Raw genomic sequence first — 16,437 nt, forward strand, 5'->3', positions numbered from 1 at the left:
AGATCGCGCCGGGGTCGGGCGACTCCTGGGGGCGGTGGCGATCAGGATGCGCGCAGCAACGCCCCGGCGGCGAAGGCGAGGGCCAGCATTGGCAGAGACCAAAGATGGAACCGTATCCAGAGACCTTTCTGGCGGGCGAGCCGCAGGGCGATGAGATTGGCGAGCGACCCGATGGCAAGGCCGAAGCCGCCGACGCTGACACCCCAGGCCAGCGCACGCCAGTCGTCGGTGAAGGGAGCGAGGAAGATCGCGGCGGGGACGTTGGACATGATCTGCGACAGGACCGCGCCCAGCATGTAGGCGCCACCCGGCAGTTCCAGCGCCGCGGGCACCGCGGTGGCGATGGCCGGAAGATGCGCGAGCAGGCCCAGATCGACGAACATCAGCACGAAGATGAGCAGAAGCGGCCAGTCGAGGCCCCGCAGCACCTGCCGGAAGGCGAGCGCGAACAGCCCGAGCAGGACGACCGCCGCCGCAACCGCAAATCCCGCGTTCACCAGCCCCAGAAACACCGGATAGGCCACCAGCGAGACTGTCCCGAGCGCCTGTTGCAGGGGCAGCGGGCTGTCCGTGCGCGACACCGTGACGGGCCGGGCGGAAAAGCCCAGCGGCACCAGCGCCAGCAGGATCGCCAGCATCGCGACCGCCAGCGGCAGCATCGCCAGCAAGAATTCACCGAAGCCTGCACCCGAGACCTGCCACAGGAACAGGTTCTGCGGGTTGCCCGCCGGCGAGGCCGCCGAGCCCGCGTTGACCGCAAGCGCCTGGAAGATCACCAGCCGCCCCACCGGCAGCGCCGTCGCCCGGGCCAATCCCAGCGTCAGCGGCACCGTGACGAAAAGCGCCACGTCATTCGTCACGACCGCAGACAGGAGCGCCGCGAACACCACCAGCGCCGCGGCCAGCCGCCGCTCCGTGCGCAGCCGGATGATCAGCGCCCGCCCGGCCCGGTCGACAAGCCCGCTGACCTCCAGCCCGCGGCTGAGCACCATCAGCCCCGCCAGCGCCGCGATCGTCTTCCAGTCCACGAGCGCCGCGAGCCGGGTCGGCGCCACGGGCACCATGACCAGCAGCACAGGCAGCAAGGCGAGCAGAAGGACCAGAAGCCAGTCTTCGCGCAGCCAGCGACGGATCAGATGAGGATGCACGGCAGAGTCCGTCCAACGGAACGGCGCGGCGACAGGGGAGAGGAATCACGGGGCATCGCGGGGGCAGGGTCGGAGAGGACGGCGGGCGCACACTGCCATAGCCGCTGCACCGATGAAAGCGGTTCGCGTGGCGTCGGACCCGGAAGGGATTGGCCGGGGCAGGGTTTCGCGTCGGCTCTCAGCCCACCGCTGCGGGCGGTCGTTCGCCAGCTCCAGGTTGCACCTGACGGCGCTCGAACGCGAGGTCACCGCGGGCGCCGACCGGGTGGGGGAGTTTCGGGGCTCCGGCCGTCCTGGTCGGCCTTGCCGGAGCCTCGTGCCGAACCCGGACGGCAGGCGCCACCGATGCCCACGAATAATTTACAAAACCGGTTTAATGGTTATATTTGTGGCATGATCACGCCCTGTCCGCAGGCCCGCGCGCCTGCCGCCCCTGGCCAAAATGCGCGCCTTGTCCGTCAGGACAGGCTGGGCCACGAAGTGTTCAACCATGTGGATTGCCCCGTCCATGTCGGCCTTTGCCGGATCCGTTGCCGGGACTGGCGGACCCCGCGGGTCCGGGTTGCTTCGGGGCCGATCCCCGGGGCCGCTGTTTCAGTTCCGGGTCATGCCATGAAGGGGCGCCGTTTCGCCGCGCCGCGCCACCGGCGGACATCCGCATGATATCGAGGCTCCCGCCCGAACGGCGTGGCCTGATCGTAGCGGCGCTTGGCACATCTCTGACGGTCAGTTGGGCGTCGAGCTACTACATCCCCGCGGTTCTGGCGGTGCCGATGGCCGACAGCCTTGGCCTGTCGCCGGTCTGGGTCTTCGGTGCCTTTTCCATGGCGATGGTGGTCTCGGCCATGGTCGGGCCCTGGGCCGGGGCGCGGATCGACGGCGCGGGCGGGCGCGGCGTGCTGATGGCATCGAACCTGATCTTTGCCGCCGGGCTGGTGCTGCTGGCCGTGGCGCCCTCGCCCGTCCTGCTGTTCGCGGGCTGGGCGATCATCGGGCTGGGCATGGGCATCGGTCTTTACGAGGCGGGCTTTGCCACGCTGGCGGGCATTTATGGCAAGGAGGCCCGCGGGCCGATCACCGGCATCACGCTGATCGCGGGCTTCGCCAGCACCGTCGGCTGGCCGCTGTCGGGGCTGATGCTGGCGCTGTGGGGGTGGCGCGAGGCATGTCTGGGCTGGGCGCTGATCCATCTGTGCCTTGCGTTGCCGCTGAACGCCCTGCTGCCGAAAGGGACCGGGTCCTTCACCGGCGCGACCGCCCCCACCGAGGCCGGGCCGCCGCCGTCGCGCCTGGCGCTTGTGCTGCTGGCCTTCGTCTTTGCCGTGACCTGGTTCAACTCAACCGCCATGGCCGCGCATCTGCCGGGGCTGTTGCAGGCCGCCGGGGCCAGCACTGCGGTTGCCATCGCGGCCGGGGCGCTGATCGGCCCGGCGCAGGTGGCGGCGCGGCTGCTGGAGTTCGGCCTGCTGCGCCGGTTCCACCCGCTTTTCTCCACCCGCATGGCCGCGGCGGCCCATCCGGTCGCCGCCGTGGCGCTGGTGACCTTCGGCGGCCCGGCCGCCTATGTCTTCGCTCTGCTGCACGGGGCGGGCAACGGGATCCTGACCATCGCCAAGGGCACGCTGCCGCTGGCGCTGTTCGGGGCGGCCGGGTATGGCCAGCGGCTTGGCTGGCTGAACGCCCCGGCCCGCATCCTTCAGGCGGCGGCACCGCTGATCTTCGGGGCGGCGCTGACGGCCTGGGGGCTTTCGGCAATCTGGCTGACGGCCGGGCTGGGGTTGGCGGCGCTGATTGCCCTTCTGGTGCTCAGGCGGTCATAGTCCCACGGCGGCGACCTCGGGGCGGCCGGATGCGATGCGCATAGCGCGTCGTCGTCGTGTCTGCCATTTCCGGTTCCGATTCCTGCATGGTGGCCAGATCGAAAACCCGTTGCCGTGACCAGAACGTGACAGGCCGGTTTCCAAAGGGGGAAAGCCACCCTGACGCGGGCCAATATGTCGGTGTCCATGGGATTTCTGGGTGGCGCACCCGACAGGATTCGAACCTGTGACCTCTGCCTTCGGAGGGCAGCGCTCTATCCAGCTGAGCTACGGGTGCTTCGCCACGGGATATAGCGGCGCGGGGCGACGGCTGCAATCGGAAAGCCGCGGTGCTGGCGCCGGGGTGGTTGGGGGGGCGCGGGCAGGGTGGCGGATGGCGTCACATCGCCGTTACCCGATGGCGCTAGGCAGTCCATGGCGGGCCACTTCATGTTGCGGGGCTTGTCAGGCGGGAAACGCCATATATAGTCACATACAGGCAGGGGCGGGCGCGTCCCGCTCCGCAGCCGGGCAGGCAGTCGGGGCGGAGGCCGAGTCGCAGATGGACGGGGATTTCAGAAGTAGTTTCGTTCGCGAACCTGGCAGTTTAAGAAATCATCCTGCGCTGGTGCTGAACGCCGATTACCGTCCGCTTTCCTACTATCCGCTGTCGCTCTGGCCTTGGCAGGAGGCGATCAAGGCGGCGGTGCTTGACCGGGTCGATGTCGTGGCAGAATACGACAAGGTGGTGCGCAGCCCCTCGCGGGAGATCCGAATACCCTCGGTCGTGGTTCTCAAGGATTTCGTCAAACCCCAGAAGCGCGTGGCCTTCACGCGCTTCAATCTTTTTCTGAGGGACGAGTTTTCCTGCCAGTATTGCGGCACCCGGGGCGATCTGACCTTCGACCATGTCGTGCCGCGGGCCCGCGGCGGGATCACAAGCTGGGAGAATGTCGTCGCCGCCTGTTCGCGCTGCAACCTGAAGAAAGGTTCGAAAAGCCTGCGACAGGCGGGGATGAGCCTGTGCCGCGCCCCGCGTCGGCCGGGCGCGGAAGAACTGCGTGACATCGGGCGCAAGTTCCCACCGAACCTGCTGCACGAGACCTGGATCGACTTTCTCTACTGGGATGCCGAACTGGAAGCCTGAGATGCAGGCCCGTTGCATGAGTGCAGAGGGAGCCACAGTTTTCACAGAACGCGCGATTGTGCTTCCCTGATGGAAGAATCGGTTTCGCCAGGCGCGCGATTACAACGATTTGCGTCGTCCTGAGAGCCATTGAACTCCCAATGGTTTCGCGCTTGTTCCCTTGGGGCCACCCCCCTGGTGCCTGGCCAAATCAGAACATTCGGCGGTGCAGGACAGCAAATGGCGATCAGGAAAAGCGACATCTACCGGTCCCTTTGGGAAAGCTGCGACCAGTTCCGGGGCGGGATGGATGCCTCGCTCTGCAAGGACTATGTCCTTACCCTGCTCTTTGTGAAATATGTGTCCGACCGCGCGGGCCAGCCCGACGCGCTGATCGGGGTGCTGCCCGGAGTGTCCTTCTCGGAGATGAAGGCGCTGTGGGACTCCAAGACCATCGGCGCGGGCGGAATCGCGGGTGCGGTAGACCTTGCCCTCGGTCCGTTCGGGATCCCGCCGCGCTCGGCGTCCGTCGCCCGGATGTGAGGATTGCATCGCACGCAACGGGGACCGTTTCGGGGTGGCGACAGGCCCGCGCGACGTGCGCTCAAGGGCACGAAAACGGCCGATTCCACTACAGAAATGGCACATTCGCGCGTATCCGACCAAACCGATTGTTCCATCCGGTGAAAACGATGCTTGCCGGATCAGAGGGGCCGCGGGGAAGGATAAGGATTTCAGTGATTTGTGGGCCTGAAATGTGGAAACTATGGTTCGCTCTACAATGAGGGACGTGGCATGCTAGAGAGGGTGGGGTGCGCGGATGCCGATATGGTGCGCCCCCGTTAGCGTTCCGGCGAGGTTTCAGATGGTCTCACGCGTGATTCCGGTCGACCCTTTCGACCTCGTCATCTTCGGTGCGACCGGCGATCTGGCGCGGCGCAAGATCCTTCCCGCGCTGTATCGGCGCGACCTGGCCGGGCAATTGCCCGACGCCGCGCAGGTCATCGGCGTTGCACGCTCGGCGATCGACGACGACGCCTGGCGGGCGGACATCCGGCGAACGATCCTGGATCATGTGCCCGCCGACCGGATCGACGGCCCGGCGCTTGACCGGTTTCTTGCGCGGCTCTGCCATGTCCGGCTGGATGCCACGGCCGAGGACGGCTGGTCGGAACTGGCCGCGAGGATCCGCCCGGACGCGGTGCAGGCCTATTATTTCTCGGTCGGGCCGGGCTTGTTCGGCGATCTGGCGCGCGGCTTGCATCGCCACGGCATGAACCGCGAGGGTTGCCGGATCGTCGTGGAAAAGCCCTTCGGCCACGATCTTGCCAGCGCGCGGGCGCTGAACGCCACGCTGGCCGCCCATTTCGACGAGCAGCAGATCTACCGGATCGACCATTACCTCGGCAAGGAGACGGTCCAGAACCTGATGGCCGTGCGCTTCGGCAACATGCTGTTCGAGCCCTTGTGGAACGCGCAATATGTCGATCACATCCAGATCACCGTGGCCGAAACCGTGGGCGTGGCCGGGCGGGGGGGCTATTACGACAAGGCGGGTGCCATGCGCGACATGGTGCAGAACCACATGATGCAGCTTCTGTGCCTGATCGCGATGGAGCCGCCCTATGCCTTTGAACCGGACGCGGTTCGGGACGAGAAGCTCAAGGTGATCCGCGCGCTCGACGCGGTCGAACCGGGCGACATCGTGCGCGGGCAGTATATCGCGGGCAACGGGCAGGCGGGCTATCTCGACGATGTCGAGACGCCCGAGAGCGCCACCGAAACCTTCATCGCGCTCAAGGCGCATGTGTCGAACTGGCGCTGGAAGGGCACGCCGTTCTACCTGCGCACCGGCAAGCGGCTGCGCGCGCGGACTTCGGAAATCGCGATCACCTTCAAGGATCCGCCGCATTCGATCTTCGGCGAGCAGGAGGGGCAGAAATCGAACGTGCTGGTGATCCGGCTGCAACCGAACGAGGGGATCAAGCTGAAGGTGACGATCAAGGAGCCGGGGCCGGGCGGAATGCGGCTGATCGAGGTGCCGCTGGACATGTCCTTCGCCCAGGCGCTGGGACCGGGGGCGGAGGATATCGCGGATGCCTATGAGCGGCTGGTCATGGATGTGATCCGGGGCAACCAGACGCTGTTCATGCGGGGCGACGAGGTCGAGGCCGCCTGGGCCTGGACCGATCCCGTCATCGCCGCCTGGCAGACGCGCGGCGACCGGCCTCAGCCCTATGATCCGGGCAGTTCGGGACCAGAGGATGCGCTGATGCTGATGCATCGCGACGGGCGGCGATGGCGGGAGATACGGCCATGAAACTGATGAGCTATCCCGATTCCGAGATGATGATGATCGACCTTGCCAACACGCTGGCCGGGGAGTTGAACACCGTGCTGTTCCATGCCGAGCAGGCCAGCATCGCATTGCCGGGCGGCACCACGCCGGGGCCGCTTTACGACGCGCTCTGCGCCAGTTCGCTGGACTGGAACCGGGTGCGGGTGCTGCCGACCGATGAACGGCTGGTGCCGCCGGATCATCCCCGCTCGAACGAGGGGATGATCCGGTCCCGGCTGCTGACCGGGGTGGCGGCCGAGGCGCGGATGATCGGGTTGCGCCCCGGTGCCGACGGCATGGCCGGTCTGACCGAGCGGGTGCGGCGCGCGCTGCCGCTGGATATTCTCGTGCTGGGGATGGGGGCGGACATGCATGTGGCCTCGCTGTTTCCGGGCGCGCCCGAGCTTGAGGACGCGCTTCGCCCGGATGCCCCCCCGGTGATGCAGATCACCGCCCCGGGCCAGTCCGAACCGCGCGTGAGCCTGACCGGCCCGGCGCTGCGCGGGGCGACTGTCGTGCATATCCTGATCACGGGGACCGCCAAGCGCGCGGCGCTGGAACGGGCGGTCGAGATCGACGATCCGCTGCTGGCGCCGGTTTGTGCGGTGCTGGGGTCGGCCACGATCCACTGGGCGGAATAACCAAGGATGGACATGGACAGGATCTGGGAGGCGCTTGACGTCAGGGCGCGCGCGGTGGCCGACCGGCCGATTTCGGCGCTGTTCGACGATCCCGGCCGTGCCGCCGCCTTTTCGGCGCGCGAGGGCGACATGCTGTTCGACTATTCCAAGACGAATATCGACGCCGAGACGCTGGACTTGCTGCTGAACCTTGCCGAAGCCGTCGGCCTTGCGGCCCGCCGCGAGGCGATGTTCACCGGTGCGAAGATCAACGAGACCGAGGGCAGGGCGGTGCTGCACACGGCGCTGCGAAACCCCGCCGGGTCGGTTCAGGTCGATGGGCGCGACGTGATGCCGGAGCTGCGCGCGACGCTGGTGCGGATGCGCGCCTTTGCCGAAATGGTCCGCGGCGGGCAATTCGCGGGGCAGGGCGGCGCGATAACGGATGTGGTCAATATCGGCATCGGCGGGTCCGATCTGGGCCCGGCCATGGCGGTGCAGGCGCTGGCGCCCTACCATGACGGGCCGCGCTGTCATTTCGTCTCGAACGTGGACGGCGCGCATGTCGCCGACACGCTGAAGGGCCTGAACCCGGAAACGACGCTGGTGATCGTCGCCTCCAAGACCTTCACGACCATCGAGACGATGACCAATGCCGCGACCGCGCGGGACTGGATGGCGGGGCGCGTGGCCGATCCGGCCGCGCAATTCGTCGCGCTGTCCTCGGCGCAGGAGCGGACGGCGGCATTCGGCATCCCGGCCGAGCGGGTCTTCGGCTTCGAGGATTGGGTGGGCGGGCGCTATTCGGTCTGGGGGCCGATCGGGCTGTCGCTGATGCTGGCCATCGGGCCCGATCGCTTCGACGATTTCCTGTCGGGCGGTGCGGCGATGGATGCCCATTTCCGCAGCGCGCCGCCGGGCGGGAACCTGCCCGTCCTGCTGGCGCTGGTCGGGATCTGGCATGCGCAGGTGCTGGGCCATCCCACCCGCGCGGTGCTGCCCTATGACCAGCGCCTGGCGCGGCTGCCCGCCTATCTGCAACAGCTGGAAATGGAATCCAACGGCAAGGGCGTGACGATGGAGGGCACAAGCCCCCTGCGCCCCACCGGCCCCGTGGTCTGGGGCGAGCCCGGCACCAACGGCCAGCACGCGTTTTACCAGTTGCTGCATCAGGGCATGCAGGTCGTGCCCTGCGAGTTTCTTGTCGCCGCGCGCGGGCACGAACCCGAACTGGCGCATCATCATCGCCTGCTGCTGGCCAATGCGCTGGCGCAATCCGCCGCGCTGATGCGCGGGCGCAGCCTTGACGAGGCGCGCGCCATCGCGGCGCGGGCTGGTTTCACCGGCGCGGAACTGGACCGCCAGGCCCATCACCGTGTCTTTCCGGGCAACCGGCCTTCGACCACGCTGATCTATCCGCAACTGACCCCGCAGATGCTGGGAGGGATCGTGGCGCTTTACGAGCATCGGGTCTTCGTCGAGGGCGTGATCCTCGGGATCAATTCCTTCGACCAGTGGGGGGTGGAGCTTGGCAAGGAACTGGCGACCGCGCTGGCGCCCGTGCTTGCAGGCGAATGTGCGGGCGGGGGGCTTGATGGCTCGACGCGCGCCCTTGTCGCATTCGTCGCCGGGCAGGCAGAGAGTTCCGAGAGAGAGGGAAGGCTTCGTTAATCAGTTTGGCCTAGGCTGCGGGACGATTGCGGAGTCTGAAACATATGGCAAATTGTCGAGAATGTGGAAAGTCCCTGGGACTGTTCGGATCGAAATCCGGCGCCTTGTGCGAGAATTGCGCGCTGGTCCTCGAGGCGGAGCAGATGTTCCAGGACATCAAGGCGCTGGAAGAAAAGGGCCTGAGCCGTGAAGAGATCGCCGCTGCGGTCTGGAAACGCGACACCGGCACCGGGCAGGGCTGAGGGGGCAGGGCTGCGCACCGGCCGCAACCGATCGGGCGCGGGGCCCAGATGCAGTTCAGTCGTCATATCCGAAAGCCTCGTAATCCCGCGCGAAGATCGTTCGCACCCTGCGTCGCTGCGCAGGGGTCAGCGGGGTTCGCGGCGCTTCGGAGCGGTTGAACCTCTGTTCGATCAACTCCTTGGGAGGGAAACCGGGCGCGCCGGCCCGTTCGAAGATGACGCGCAGATCGTCGGCCAGCGTCTCGACCTTGCCGATGTGGTCATACGGGATCTCGCCAAAGGCGATGTTGAAGACCTGCGGACGAAAATGGGCGCTGGTCTGCAACGGGTCGATCGCAAGGCTGTGCTCGATGTAATCGAGGAACACATCGAAATTGTAGCTTTCGCCGTGGGCCGGATCGTAACCATGGTCACGCATCGGTCCCATGTGATTGTGCCGGGCGATATTGCTGGCATCCACGAAGAAATTGGTGAATCCCGACCATGCCCGCGCCTGGGGACTCCGCGTCAGCGTGAACAAGAAGGCCGAATGCGCCTGATAGACCGGCTCGATCTCCGACCACCAGTAGCGCGCCAGATAGACGCCCCGGGTCGCCCGGTGGATCGAGCGCGGGTAGAACCGCCCCTCGGAATAGTAATAAAGGAGTTGCGCAACCGAGGTGCAGGCGCATTTCAGGTTGCGCAGGAACAGAATCCTGCGGTCAGTGCTCATGACCAGATTGCGCAGCGGTCCCCTCAGATGTTCGGGATACGCCTCCAGCGCCAGCAATGAGCGATAACGGGGAAAGAATGGTGCCAGGGCCCGGGTCAAGGGGGAGGCGGCACTGAGCGGGTTCAGATAGACACGTTTCTCGGTCATCTTCCGTCCCCGGCCCTGCACGAATGAAATGGAGCGGGTGAAGGGAATCGAACCCTCGTCGTAAGCTTGGGAAGCTTCTGCTCTACCATTGAGCTACACCCGCCCGGGCCAGCGTGAGGTAGCCAAAGACCCGGCCTGCGTCAAGCCCCACGCCCCACGCGCCGCGGGCTTCTTCGTGGTCCAAATACCCTCGGGGGTGAATTGGCCTTCAGGCCAAGAGGGGCGGAAAGCCCCCTCAGCCCCGCCTGCGCCGCCGCCCGCCTTCGCCGGGGCCTGCATTGAACGCCAGTTCGGGCAGTTGCACCACGCGGGCCAGTTCGGGGAACGGATCGGTGGCATGGGGCAGGGCGTTGGCGGCCACGAAATGCTCCTGAAAGCGGGGCTCGACCGCGGTCTCGACCTTTTCGATCCGGCGCACATTGCCCTCGATCAGCCGCCGCGCGGCGCGCGAGCACAGCGCGATCCGCGCCCCCGTTCCCGCCGCGTTCCCGGCCGAGCGTACCTTGTCGAGCGGCACATCGGGGATCATGCCCAGCACCATCGCGTGCAGCGGGCTGACATGGGCGCCGAAGGCCCCGGCCAGCACGACGCGATCCACCCGATCAACCCCGATCCGGTCCATCAACAGCCGCGCGCCCGCGTAAAGCGCCGATTTCGCAAGTTGAATGGCCCGCACATCGCCCTGTGTGACCGCGATCAGCGGCCCGCCCGCCGCGCGCCCGTCATGCAGCACATAGGCATGTGTCCGCCCCTCGGGGATGATCCGGGCGCAGCCCGTCGCCTCGGCCGAGCCGATCAGGCCCGAGCCGTCCAGAAGCCCCGCCATCCGCATCTCGGCCACCGCCTCGATGATGCCCGAACCGCAGATGCCGGTCACACCGGTCGCGCCTGTGGCCTCGGCAAAGCCCGGCGCGTCCGACCACAGATCGCAGCCGATCACCCGGAAGCGCGGTTCGCCGGTCGCGGGGTCGATCCGCACGCGCTCGATCGCGCCGGGTGCGGCGCGCTGGCCCGAACTGATCTCGGCCCCCTCGAAGGCGGGGCCGGTGGGGGACGAGCAGGCCAGCACCCGGGCGCGATTTCCAAGGATGATCTCGGCATTGGTGCCGACATCGACGATCAGCACCAGGTCGTCGGATTGCTCGGGCGCCTCGGACAGCGCGACGGCCGCCGCATCCGCGCCCACATGGCCCGCGATCAGCGGCAGCACATAGGCGCGCGCGGCGGGATTGATCGAGACCAGCCCCAGATCGGCCGCGGCGATGTCCAGCGCGTCGGAGCTGGCCAGCGCAAAGGGCGCCTGGCCCAGTTCCACCGGGTCGATGCCCAGCGCAAGATGGTGCATCACCGGGTTGCAGACCAGCGTGGCCTCGACGATCTGGCGGGGATCGACGCCAGCCTGAACCGCCAGCCCGTCGGCCAGATCGTTCAGTGCGACGCGCACCGCCGCCGTCATCGCAGCCGCGCCGCCGGGGTTCAGCATCGCGTGGGACACCCGGCTCATCAGGTCCTCGCCAAAGCGGATCTGGGGGTTCATCGCGCCCGCCGAGGCGTGCACCTCGCCGGTGGCCAGATCGGTCAGATGCGCCGCGATGGTGGTCGAGCCCAGGTCGATCGCCAGCCCGTAAAGCGGCCCCTCGAAGAAGCCGGGCCAAAGGTCGAGAATGCGCGCGGCCGCATCGTCGCGATCCCGGTGCAGCGCGACGGTGACCTGCCAGCCGCCCTTGCGCAGCGCCGCTTGCAGCCGGGCCAGCACCGGCAGGGAGGGGCGCGCGGGCGGCAGCCCCCATTGCGCGGCGAGCGCGGCGTTCAGCCGTTCCAGATCGCCCGAGGGCGCGTGCAGGTCGGGCGAGGCGACCTCGACCAGCAGAAGCCGCGTGGCCGGGTCCATCTCGACCGCGCGTGCCTCGGCGGCCTTGCGCACGACCTGGCGGTGAAGCTGGCTTTCGGGCGGCACGTCGATCACGACATCGCCCAGGATCCGCGCCTGGCACCCCAGCCGCCGCCCCGGTTTCAGCCCACGCTTTTCGTCATAGCGCGTCTCGACCGCGTTCACCGGCGACAGCGCGTCCGGCGCGACGGTGACGCCGTGCTTTGGAAAGGCGCCGTAAAGCGGCGCGCATTGGCATTTCGAGCAGATGCCGCGCCCGCCGCAGACCGAGTCGAGATCGACGCCCAGCGCACGGGCGGCGTCCAGTACGGTGGTTCCGGCGGGCACGCGACCGCGTTTGCCCGAGGGGGTGAAGATCGCCAGCGGTTCGCAGTCGTTCATGTCCCCGATGCCTGTCTCTTTATCGGCCGATCCGTCCCGGTTTCCTGCGCATGTCGTCAGCCCCGCCGTCGGCGCCGCCCGCCACGGCCTGCGCCCGCCTCGGCGGCGGCTTGCGAGGCGTCGGCAAAGGGCGTGCCCTCGGCGACCTGGTCCAGCACGCGGGAAAAGCGGATCCACTCGCCGCCATTCGGGTCGTGGTTCATCAGGAAATTCGCGGCGCGCACCGCCTCCATCTCGACCGGGCGGATCGGGTTCATGATCGCGGATGTCATGCCCGCCCCGATTGCCATGGGCAGGAAGGCGGCGTTGATCCCGTGCCGGTGCGGCAGTCCGAACGAGATGTTCGACGCCCCGCAGGTGGTGTTCACGCCCAGCTCGTCGCGCAACCGGCGCACCAGCGCAAAGACCTGCTGGCCCGCCGATGCCATCGCGCCCACCGGCATCACCAGCGGATCGACCACGATATCGCAGGCCGGGATGCCGAAATCGGCGGCGCGCTGGACGATCTTCTTCGCCACGGCAAAGCGCACGTCCGGGTCCTCGGAAATGCCGGTATCGTCGTTCGAGATCGCCACCACGGGGACGTTGTATTTCCGGACCAGAGGCAGCACCCGCTCCAGCCGTTCCTCCTCGCCCGTGACCGAATTGAGCAGCGGACGCCCCTCGGCGGCGGCAAGGCCGGCCTCCAGCGCGCCGGGCACGGAACTGTCGATGCAGAGCGGCACATCGACCAGCCCCTGCACCAGTTCGACCATGCGGCGCATCAGCGGCGGTTCGGTCTGGTTCGGATCGGGGTTCGAGTTGTAGACGACGCCCGCATTCACATCGAGCACCATCGCCCCGCAGGCGACCTGTTCCAGCGCGTCGCGCTCGACGGTCGAGAAATCGCCCGCCTCAAGTTCGGCGGCAAGCTTCTTGCGGCCGGTGGGGTTGATGCGCTCGCCGATCACGCAAAAGGGCTCGTCGAAGCCGATGACGACGGTGCGGGATTTCGACTCGAGGACGGTGCGGGTCATGGGGGCCTCAGTTTTCGGGCGTGGGGGCAAGGCCGCGCTCGGCCAGCCAGGCGGCATTAGTCGCGATCCCGCCCAGCGGGAAGAAATGAACCCCCGCGATGGGGAAATCCCCGGGGCGACGGGCGGCGGCGGCGGCGAGGTCGGTCAGGAACGCGTCCGGCGTGAAGGGCAGCACCAGCTTGGAGACATCGCGCGCGCGCCGTTGCAGCACCTTGAGCGAGGGGCCGACGCCGCAGGCCACGGCGAATTTCACCAGCGTTTGCAGCTTGGCAGGCCCCGCCACGCCCAGATGGATCGGCAGGGCGATGCCCTCGGCGCGCAGCCGGTCGGCCCAGGCGATCACCGGTGCGGCCTCGAAGGCGAATTGCGTCACGATGCCCATGGCCGCATCGGTGCGTTCGGAAAACGCCTGTTTCCAGGCCAGCGCCTCGGCCACCAGCCGGTCGGACCCGTCGGGGTCGATATCGCGCGAGCCTTCGGGATGGCCTGCCACATGCAGCCGGGTGAACCCCGCGCGGTCGAAGAGCCCGGTTTCAAGTAGCTGCATCGAGGAATGGAATTCACCCAGCGGGTTTGCGCGGCCGCCCGCGATCACCAGCGCCTCGCGCACGCCCGCCTCGCCCCGATAGCGCGCCAGAAGATCGGCAAAGGCGGCACGGTCGGGGATCGAGCGGGCGGGGATGTGCGGCATCGGCTCGAAGCCCCAGGTCCGCAGCCGCGCCGCCGCGCCGATCATGTCGGCGATCTCGGTGCCGTCCAGATGCGCGATATAGACCCGGGTGCCCCTGGGCAGAAGTGTGCGGAAGTCCGGCAGCGCGGCCAGCGTCCGCGGCATCACCTCGATCGAGTAGCCGCGCAGGAACGCTGCCAGCGTTCCGCTCGCTGGCCGGGCCGTTTCCTGTCTGCCGAACTGAAATAGTCCCATTGCCGTCTCCCAAAGCCTGTTCACGCCTGTTCCCATCCCCCGGCCTCGATCAGCGCGCCAAGCCGCGCAGCGTCATAGGCCGCCTCGATCCGCGCCGCTTCGGCCGCGGCCAGCATGGCGGGGTCGCCCTCCTGCGGGGTCGGACCCGCGCGCCGCCACTCGGCGAGGTAGGCGTCGCTGTCGCGCGCGCCCACCTTCATGGCGCAGCGGTCGATGGCCTGTTCGAAACGAGGGGGCAGAATGCGCTTTTCGGCCCTGCGCCCCTTGCCCACGATCACCTGGGCAGGGATGTCGCGCCAGTAGAGGATGGTCAGTTCCGGCATCCGATTCCCCTTGTTGCCTGGTCCGCTTGTAATCCGGCGAAATGCCGCAGCGGCGCCGGATTTCGACATGATTGACCCGGCTTGCGACCTCGCCCGCGTTTCCGGCCCGGCCGGGCCATCTGCGGCATTGCGCCCGGGGGGGCGGATCGCTACCTTTCGGTCAACTCGATCTGGAGGGCGGTCAAATGGCGCCCAGGCGTCCGAAGGGTGCGGGCGCGTTCCCCAAGGCGGTGGCGACCCCCGTGCCTGCTCCGCCGGATCCGGCCTCGCTTTATGCGGCGCTGGATCTCGGCACCAACAGTTGCCGCATGCTGGTGGCCCAACCCAAGGGCAGCCAGTTCCATGTGGTGGACAGCTTCTCGAAATCGGTGCAACTGGGCACCGGTCTGGAATCGTCTGGCCGATTGAGCCGGGCGTCCATGGCGCGCACGGTGCAGGCGCTGCGGATCTGCAAGGGCAAGCTGGAAAAGCACCGGGTCGTGCGGATGCGGCTGGTCGCGACCGAGGCATGCCGCAGGGCGAGCAATGCGCGCGAGTTCATCGCCTATGTCCGGCACGAAACCGGTCTGGACCTGGAGATCATAAAGCCCGAGGAGGAGGCGCGGCTGGCCGTCGTGTCCTGCGCGCCGCTGGTCTCGACCCGGACCGAACAATTGCTGGTGGTCGATATCGGCGGGGGCTCGACCGAACTGGTCTGGATCGACCTGTCGGCGGTGCCGCGCCATGACCGGCCGCGGGCGATCATGCGCCTGCATGGCGGGTTCCACCCGGCCGACAGCCCGTTCCCGGCCGCGCGGGTGGTGGACTGGATCTCGGTGCCGCTGGGGGTGGCGACGCTGAAGGAACAGTTCGACGATGTCGAGGACGACCACGCGCGTTTCGCGCTGATGAGCTGGTTCTTCGAGGAGAACCTGGCCGATTTCTCGCCCTATGCCGCCGAGCAGGCGAAGGAGGGGTTCCAGATCATCGGCACCTCCGGCACCGTGACCACGGTGGCAGCAAGCCATCTGGGGCTGAAGCGTTATGACCGGACCAAGGTCGATGGTTTGCGCATGACTTCCGCGCAGATCGACCAGGTGATCCGCACCTATCTGTATCTCGGGCCAGAGGGTCGGCGGACGGATCCGCGGATCGGGCGCGACCGGCATGCGCTGATCATGTCGGGGGCGGCGATTCTTCAGGCGCTGATGCGGATCTGGCCGACCGACCGGCTGTCGGTGGCCGACCGGGGCTTGCGCGAGGGGCTGTTATACGCGCAGATGTCGGCCGATGGCGTGCTGGAGGATGGCCCGTTCTGAGGCGCGCTGCCCGCAGCGCGGTCGGGGCGGCTGGCGTCGCAATCGGGTATTTGAACCAAGAAGAAGACAGGGGGCGCGCGGGCGGCGGGTATGACGGAAAAGCGGGGATCGAGCGGGCGCGGGCAGCGCGATTTGAAGGTGCGGGTGAAATCGGCCAAGGGGCGGCGGCTGTCCTCGACGCGCTGGCTGGAGCGACAATTGAACGATCCTTATGTCAAGCGCGCGAAGGCCGAGGGCTATCGCGGGCGTGCGGCGTTCAAGATCCTCGAACTGGATGACCGCTTCCGCTTCCTGGTGCCGGGGGCGCGGGTTGTCGATCTGGGCTGCGCGCCGGGCGGCTGGTGCCAGGTGGCGGTCAAGCGGGTGAACGCGCTGGGCGAGAAATCCGGCAAACCGGTGGGCCGCGTGCTGGGGATCGACCTTCAGGATGTGGAGCCGGTGCCGGGGGCCGAGATCCACCAACTGGATTTCCTGGAGGATGGGGCAGACGACAAGGTGAAGGGTTGGCTGGGCGGCAAGGCCGACGTGGTGATGAGCGACATGGCGGCGGCGAGTTCCGGGCACAAGCAGACGGATCACCTGCGGATCGTCGCGCTGTGCGAGGCGGCGGCGCAACTGGCCTTCGACGTTCTGGAAGAGGGCGGCAGCTTTGTCGCCAAGGTTCTGGCCGGCGGCGCCGAGGGCGAGTTGCAGAAGATCCTCAAGCAGCGCTTCGAGAAGGTCGCGAATGTCAAGCCGCCGGCCAGCCGGTCGGACAGTTCCGAGAAATTCGTCGTGGCGATGGGGTTTCGCGGGTAGGG

General features: G+C 67.7%; 15 protein-coding genes and 2 tRNA genes. 9 read left to right on the forward strand and 8 right to left on the reverse strand.

What is annotated here, in order from left to right:
- Positions 1 to 41 precede the first annotated feature (41 nt).
- The gene (locus EV216_RS03745; protein ID WP_132693730.1) at positions 42 to 1,148 is read right to left on the reverse strand and encodes an SLC13 family permease; all 1,107 of its coding nucleotides are present in this window, start codon (positions 1,146 to 1,148) and stop codon (positions 42 to 44) included.
- 659 nt (positions 1,149 to 1,807) lie between these two features.
- Between EV216_RS03745 and EV216_RS03750 the strand changes: the two genes are divergently transcribed.
- On the forward strand, positions 1,808 to 2,968 hold the full coding sequence (locus tag EV216_RS03750; RefSeq protein ID WP_132693731.1) for an MFS transporter: 1,161 nt from the start codon (positions 1,808 to 1,810) through the stop codon (positions 2,966 to 2,968).
- A 200-nt stretch (positions 2,969 to 3,168) separates the two neighbouring features.
- Here the strand turns inward: EV216_RS03750 and EV216_RS03755 are convergent.
- Positions 3,169 to 3,245 (reverse strand) — tRNA-Arg (locus EV216_RS03755).
- A gap of 264 nt (positions 3,246 to 3,509) precedes the next feature.
- On the opposite strand from EV216_RS03755, the gene EV216_RS03760 reads away from it, so the two are divergent.
- The 6 genes from EV216_RS03760 (at position 3,510) to EV216_RS03785 (ending at position 8,944) form a co-directional block, all read left to right on the forward strand.
- Positions 3,510 to 4,094 carry an HNH endonuclease gene (locus EV216_RS03760; RefSeq protein ID WP_165899135.1) on the forward strand — a complete coding sequence of 195 codons (585 nt, stop codon included), beginning with the start codon at positions 3,510 to 3,512 and terminating at the stop codon, positions 4,092 to 4,094.
- Positions 4,095 to 4,313: 219 nt separating this feature from the next.
- Complete coding sequence (locus EV216_RS03765) at positions 4,314 to 4,616, forward strand: type I restriction-modification system subunit M N-terminal domain-containing protein (RefSeq protein WP_132693733.1); 303 nt, start codon at positions 4,314 to 4,316, stop codon at positions 4,614 to 4,616.
- Positions 4,617 to 4,938: 322 nt separating this feature from the next.
- Positions 4,939 to 6,393, forward strand: a complete 1,455-nt coding sequence (zwf, locus tag EV216_RS03770; RefSeq protein WP_132693734.1) for a glucose-6-phosphate dehydrogenase — start codon at positions 4,939 to 4,941, stop codon at positions 6,391 to 6,393.
- Positions 6,390 to 7,052: a 6-phosphogluconolactonase gene (gene pgl, locus EV216_RS03775; protein WP_132693735.1), complete on the forward strand. Its 663-nt coding sequence runs from the start codon at positions 6,390 to 6,392 to the stop codon at positions 7,050 to 7,052. The genes zwf and pgl overlap by 4 nt, the downstream gene beginning before the upstream one ends.
- A gap of 12 nt (positions 7,053 to 7,064) precedes the next feature.
- Positions 7,065 to 8,702 carry a glucose-6-phosphate isomerase gene (gene pgi, locus EV216_RS03780; protein ID WP_132693736.1) on the forward strand — a complete coding sequence of 546 codons (1,638 nt, stop codon included), beginning with the start codon at positions 7,065 to 7,067 and terminating at the stop codon, positions 8,700 to 8,702.
- Between the two features lie 44 nt (positions 8,703 to 8,746).
- Positions 8,747 to 8,944, forward strand: a complete 198-nt coding sequence (locus EV216_RS03785; RefSeq protein WP_132693737.1) for a hypothetical protein — start codon at positions 8,747 to 8,749, stop codon at positions 8,942 to 8,944.
- A gap of 55 nt (positions 8,945 to 8,999) precedes the next feature.
- Here the strand turns inward: EV216_RS03785 and EV216_RS03790 are convergent, their stop codons facing one another.
- The 6 genes from EV216_RS03790 to EV216_RS03815 all read right to left on the reverse strand — a co-directional run bounded on the left by EV216_RS03790 (position 9,000) and on the right by EV216_RS03815 (position 14,339).
- The gene (locus EV216_RS03790; RefSeq protein WP_132693738.1) at positions 9,000 to 9,803 is read right to left on the reverse strand and encodes a sulfotransferase family 2 domain-containing protein; all 804 of its coding nucleotides are present in this window, start codon (positions 9,801 to 9,803) and stop codon (positions 9,000 to 9,002) included.
- A 29-nt stretch (positions 9,804 to 9,832) separates the two neighbouring features.
- Positions 9,833 to 9,906 (reverse strand) — tRNA-Gly (locus EV216_RS03795).
- Between the two features lie 132 nt (positions 9,907 to 10,038).
- Positions 10,039 to 12,075: an ASKHA domain-containing protein gene (locus EV216_RS03800; protein ID WP_132693739.1), complete on the reverse strand. Its 2,037-nt coding sequence runs from the start codon at positions 12,073 to 12,075 to the stop codon at positions 10,039 to 10,041.
- Positions 12,076 to 12,131: 56 nt separating this feature from the next.
- Positions 12,132 to 13,091 (reverse strand): methyltetrahydrofolate cobalamin methyltransferase, encoded by a 960-nt coding sequence (locus EV216_RS03805; protein ID WP_132693740.1) that lies wholly within the window; start codon positions 13,089 to 13,091, stop codon positions 12,132 to 12,134.
- 7 nt (positions 13,092 to 13,098) lie between these two features.
- Entirely contained in the window at positions 13,099 to 14,016 is a 918-nt protein-coding gene (locus EV216_RS03810; protein ID WP_132693741.1) for a methylenetetrahydrofolate reductase, read from the reverse strand.
- A 20-nt stretch (positions 14,017 to 14,036) separates the two neighbouring features.
- The gene (locus tag EV216_RS03815; protein ID WP_132693742.1) at positions 14,037 to 14,339 is read right to left on the reverse strand and encodes a virulence factor; all 303 of its coding nucleotides are present in this window, start codon (positions 14,337 to 14,339) and stop codon (positions 14,037 to 14,039) included.
- Between the two features lie 185 nt (positions 14,340 to 14,524).
- On the opposite strand from EV216_RS03815, the gene EV216_RS03820 reads away from it, so the two are divergent.
- The gene (locus EV216_RS03820) at positions 14,525 to 15,637 is read left to right on the forward strand and encodes a Ppx/GppA phosphatase family protein (protein WP_132693743.1); all 1,113 of its coding nucleotides are present in this window, start codon (positions 14,525 to 14,527) and stop codon (positions 15,635 to 15,637) included.
- 90 nt (positions 15,638 to 15,727) lie between these two features.
- Complete coding sequence (locus tag EV216_RS03825) at positions 15,728 to 16,435, forward strand: RlmE family RNA methyltransferase (RefSeq protein ID WP_132693744.1); 708 nt, start codon at positions 15,728 to 15,730, stop codon at positions 16,433 to 16,435.
- The last annotated feature ends 2 nt before the right edge of the window (positions 16,436 to 16,437 follow it).

It is taken from the genome of Rhodovulum steppense, from assembly GCF_004339675.1.
Lineage (GTDB): Bacteria > Pseudomonadota > Alphaproteobacteria > Rhodobacterales > Rhodobacteraceae > Rhodovulum > Rhodovulum steppense.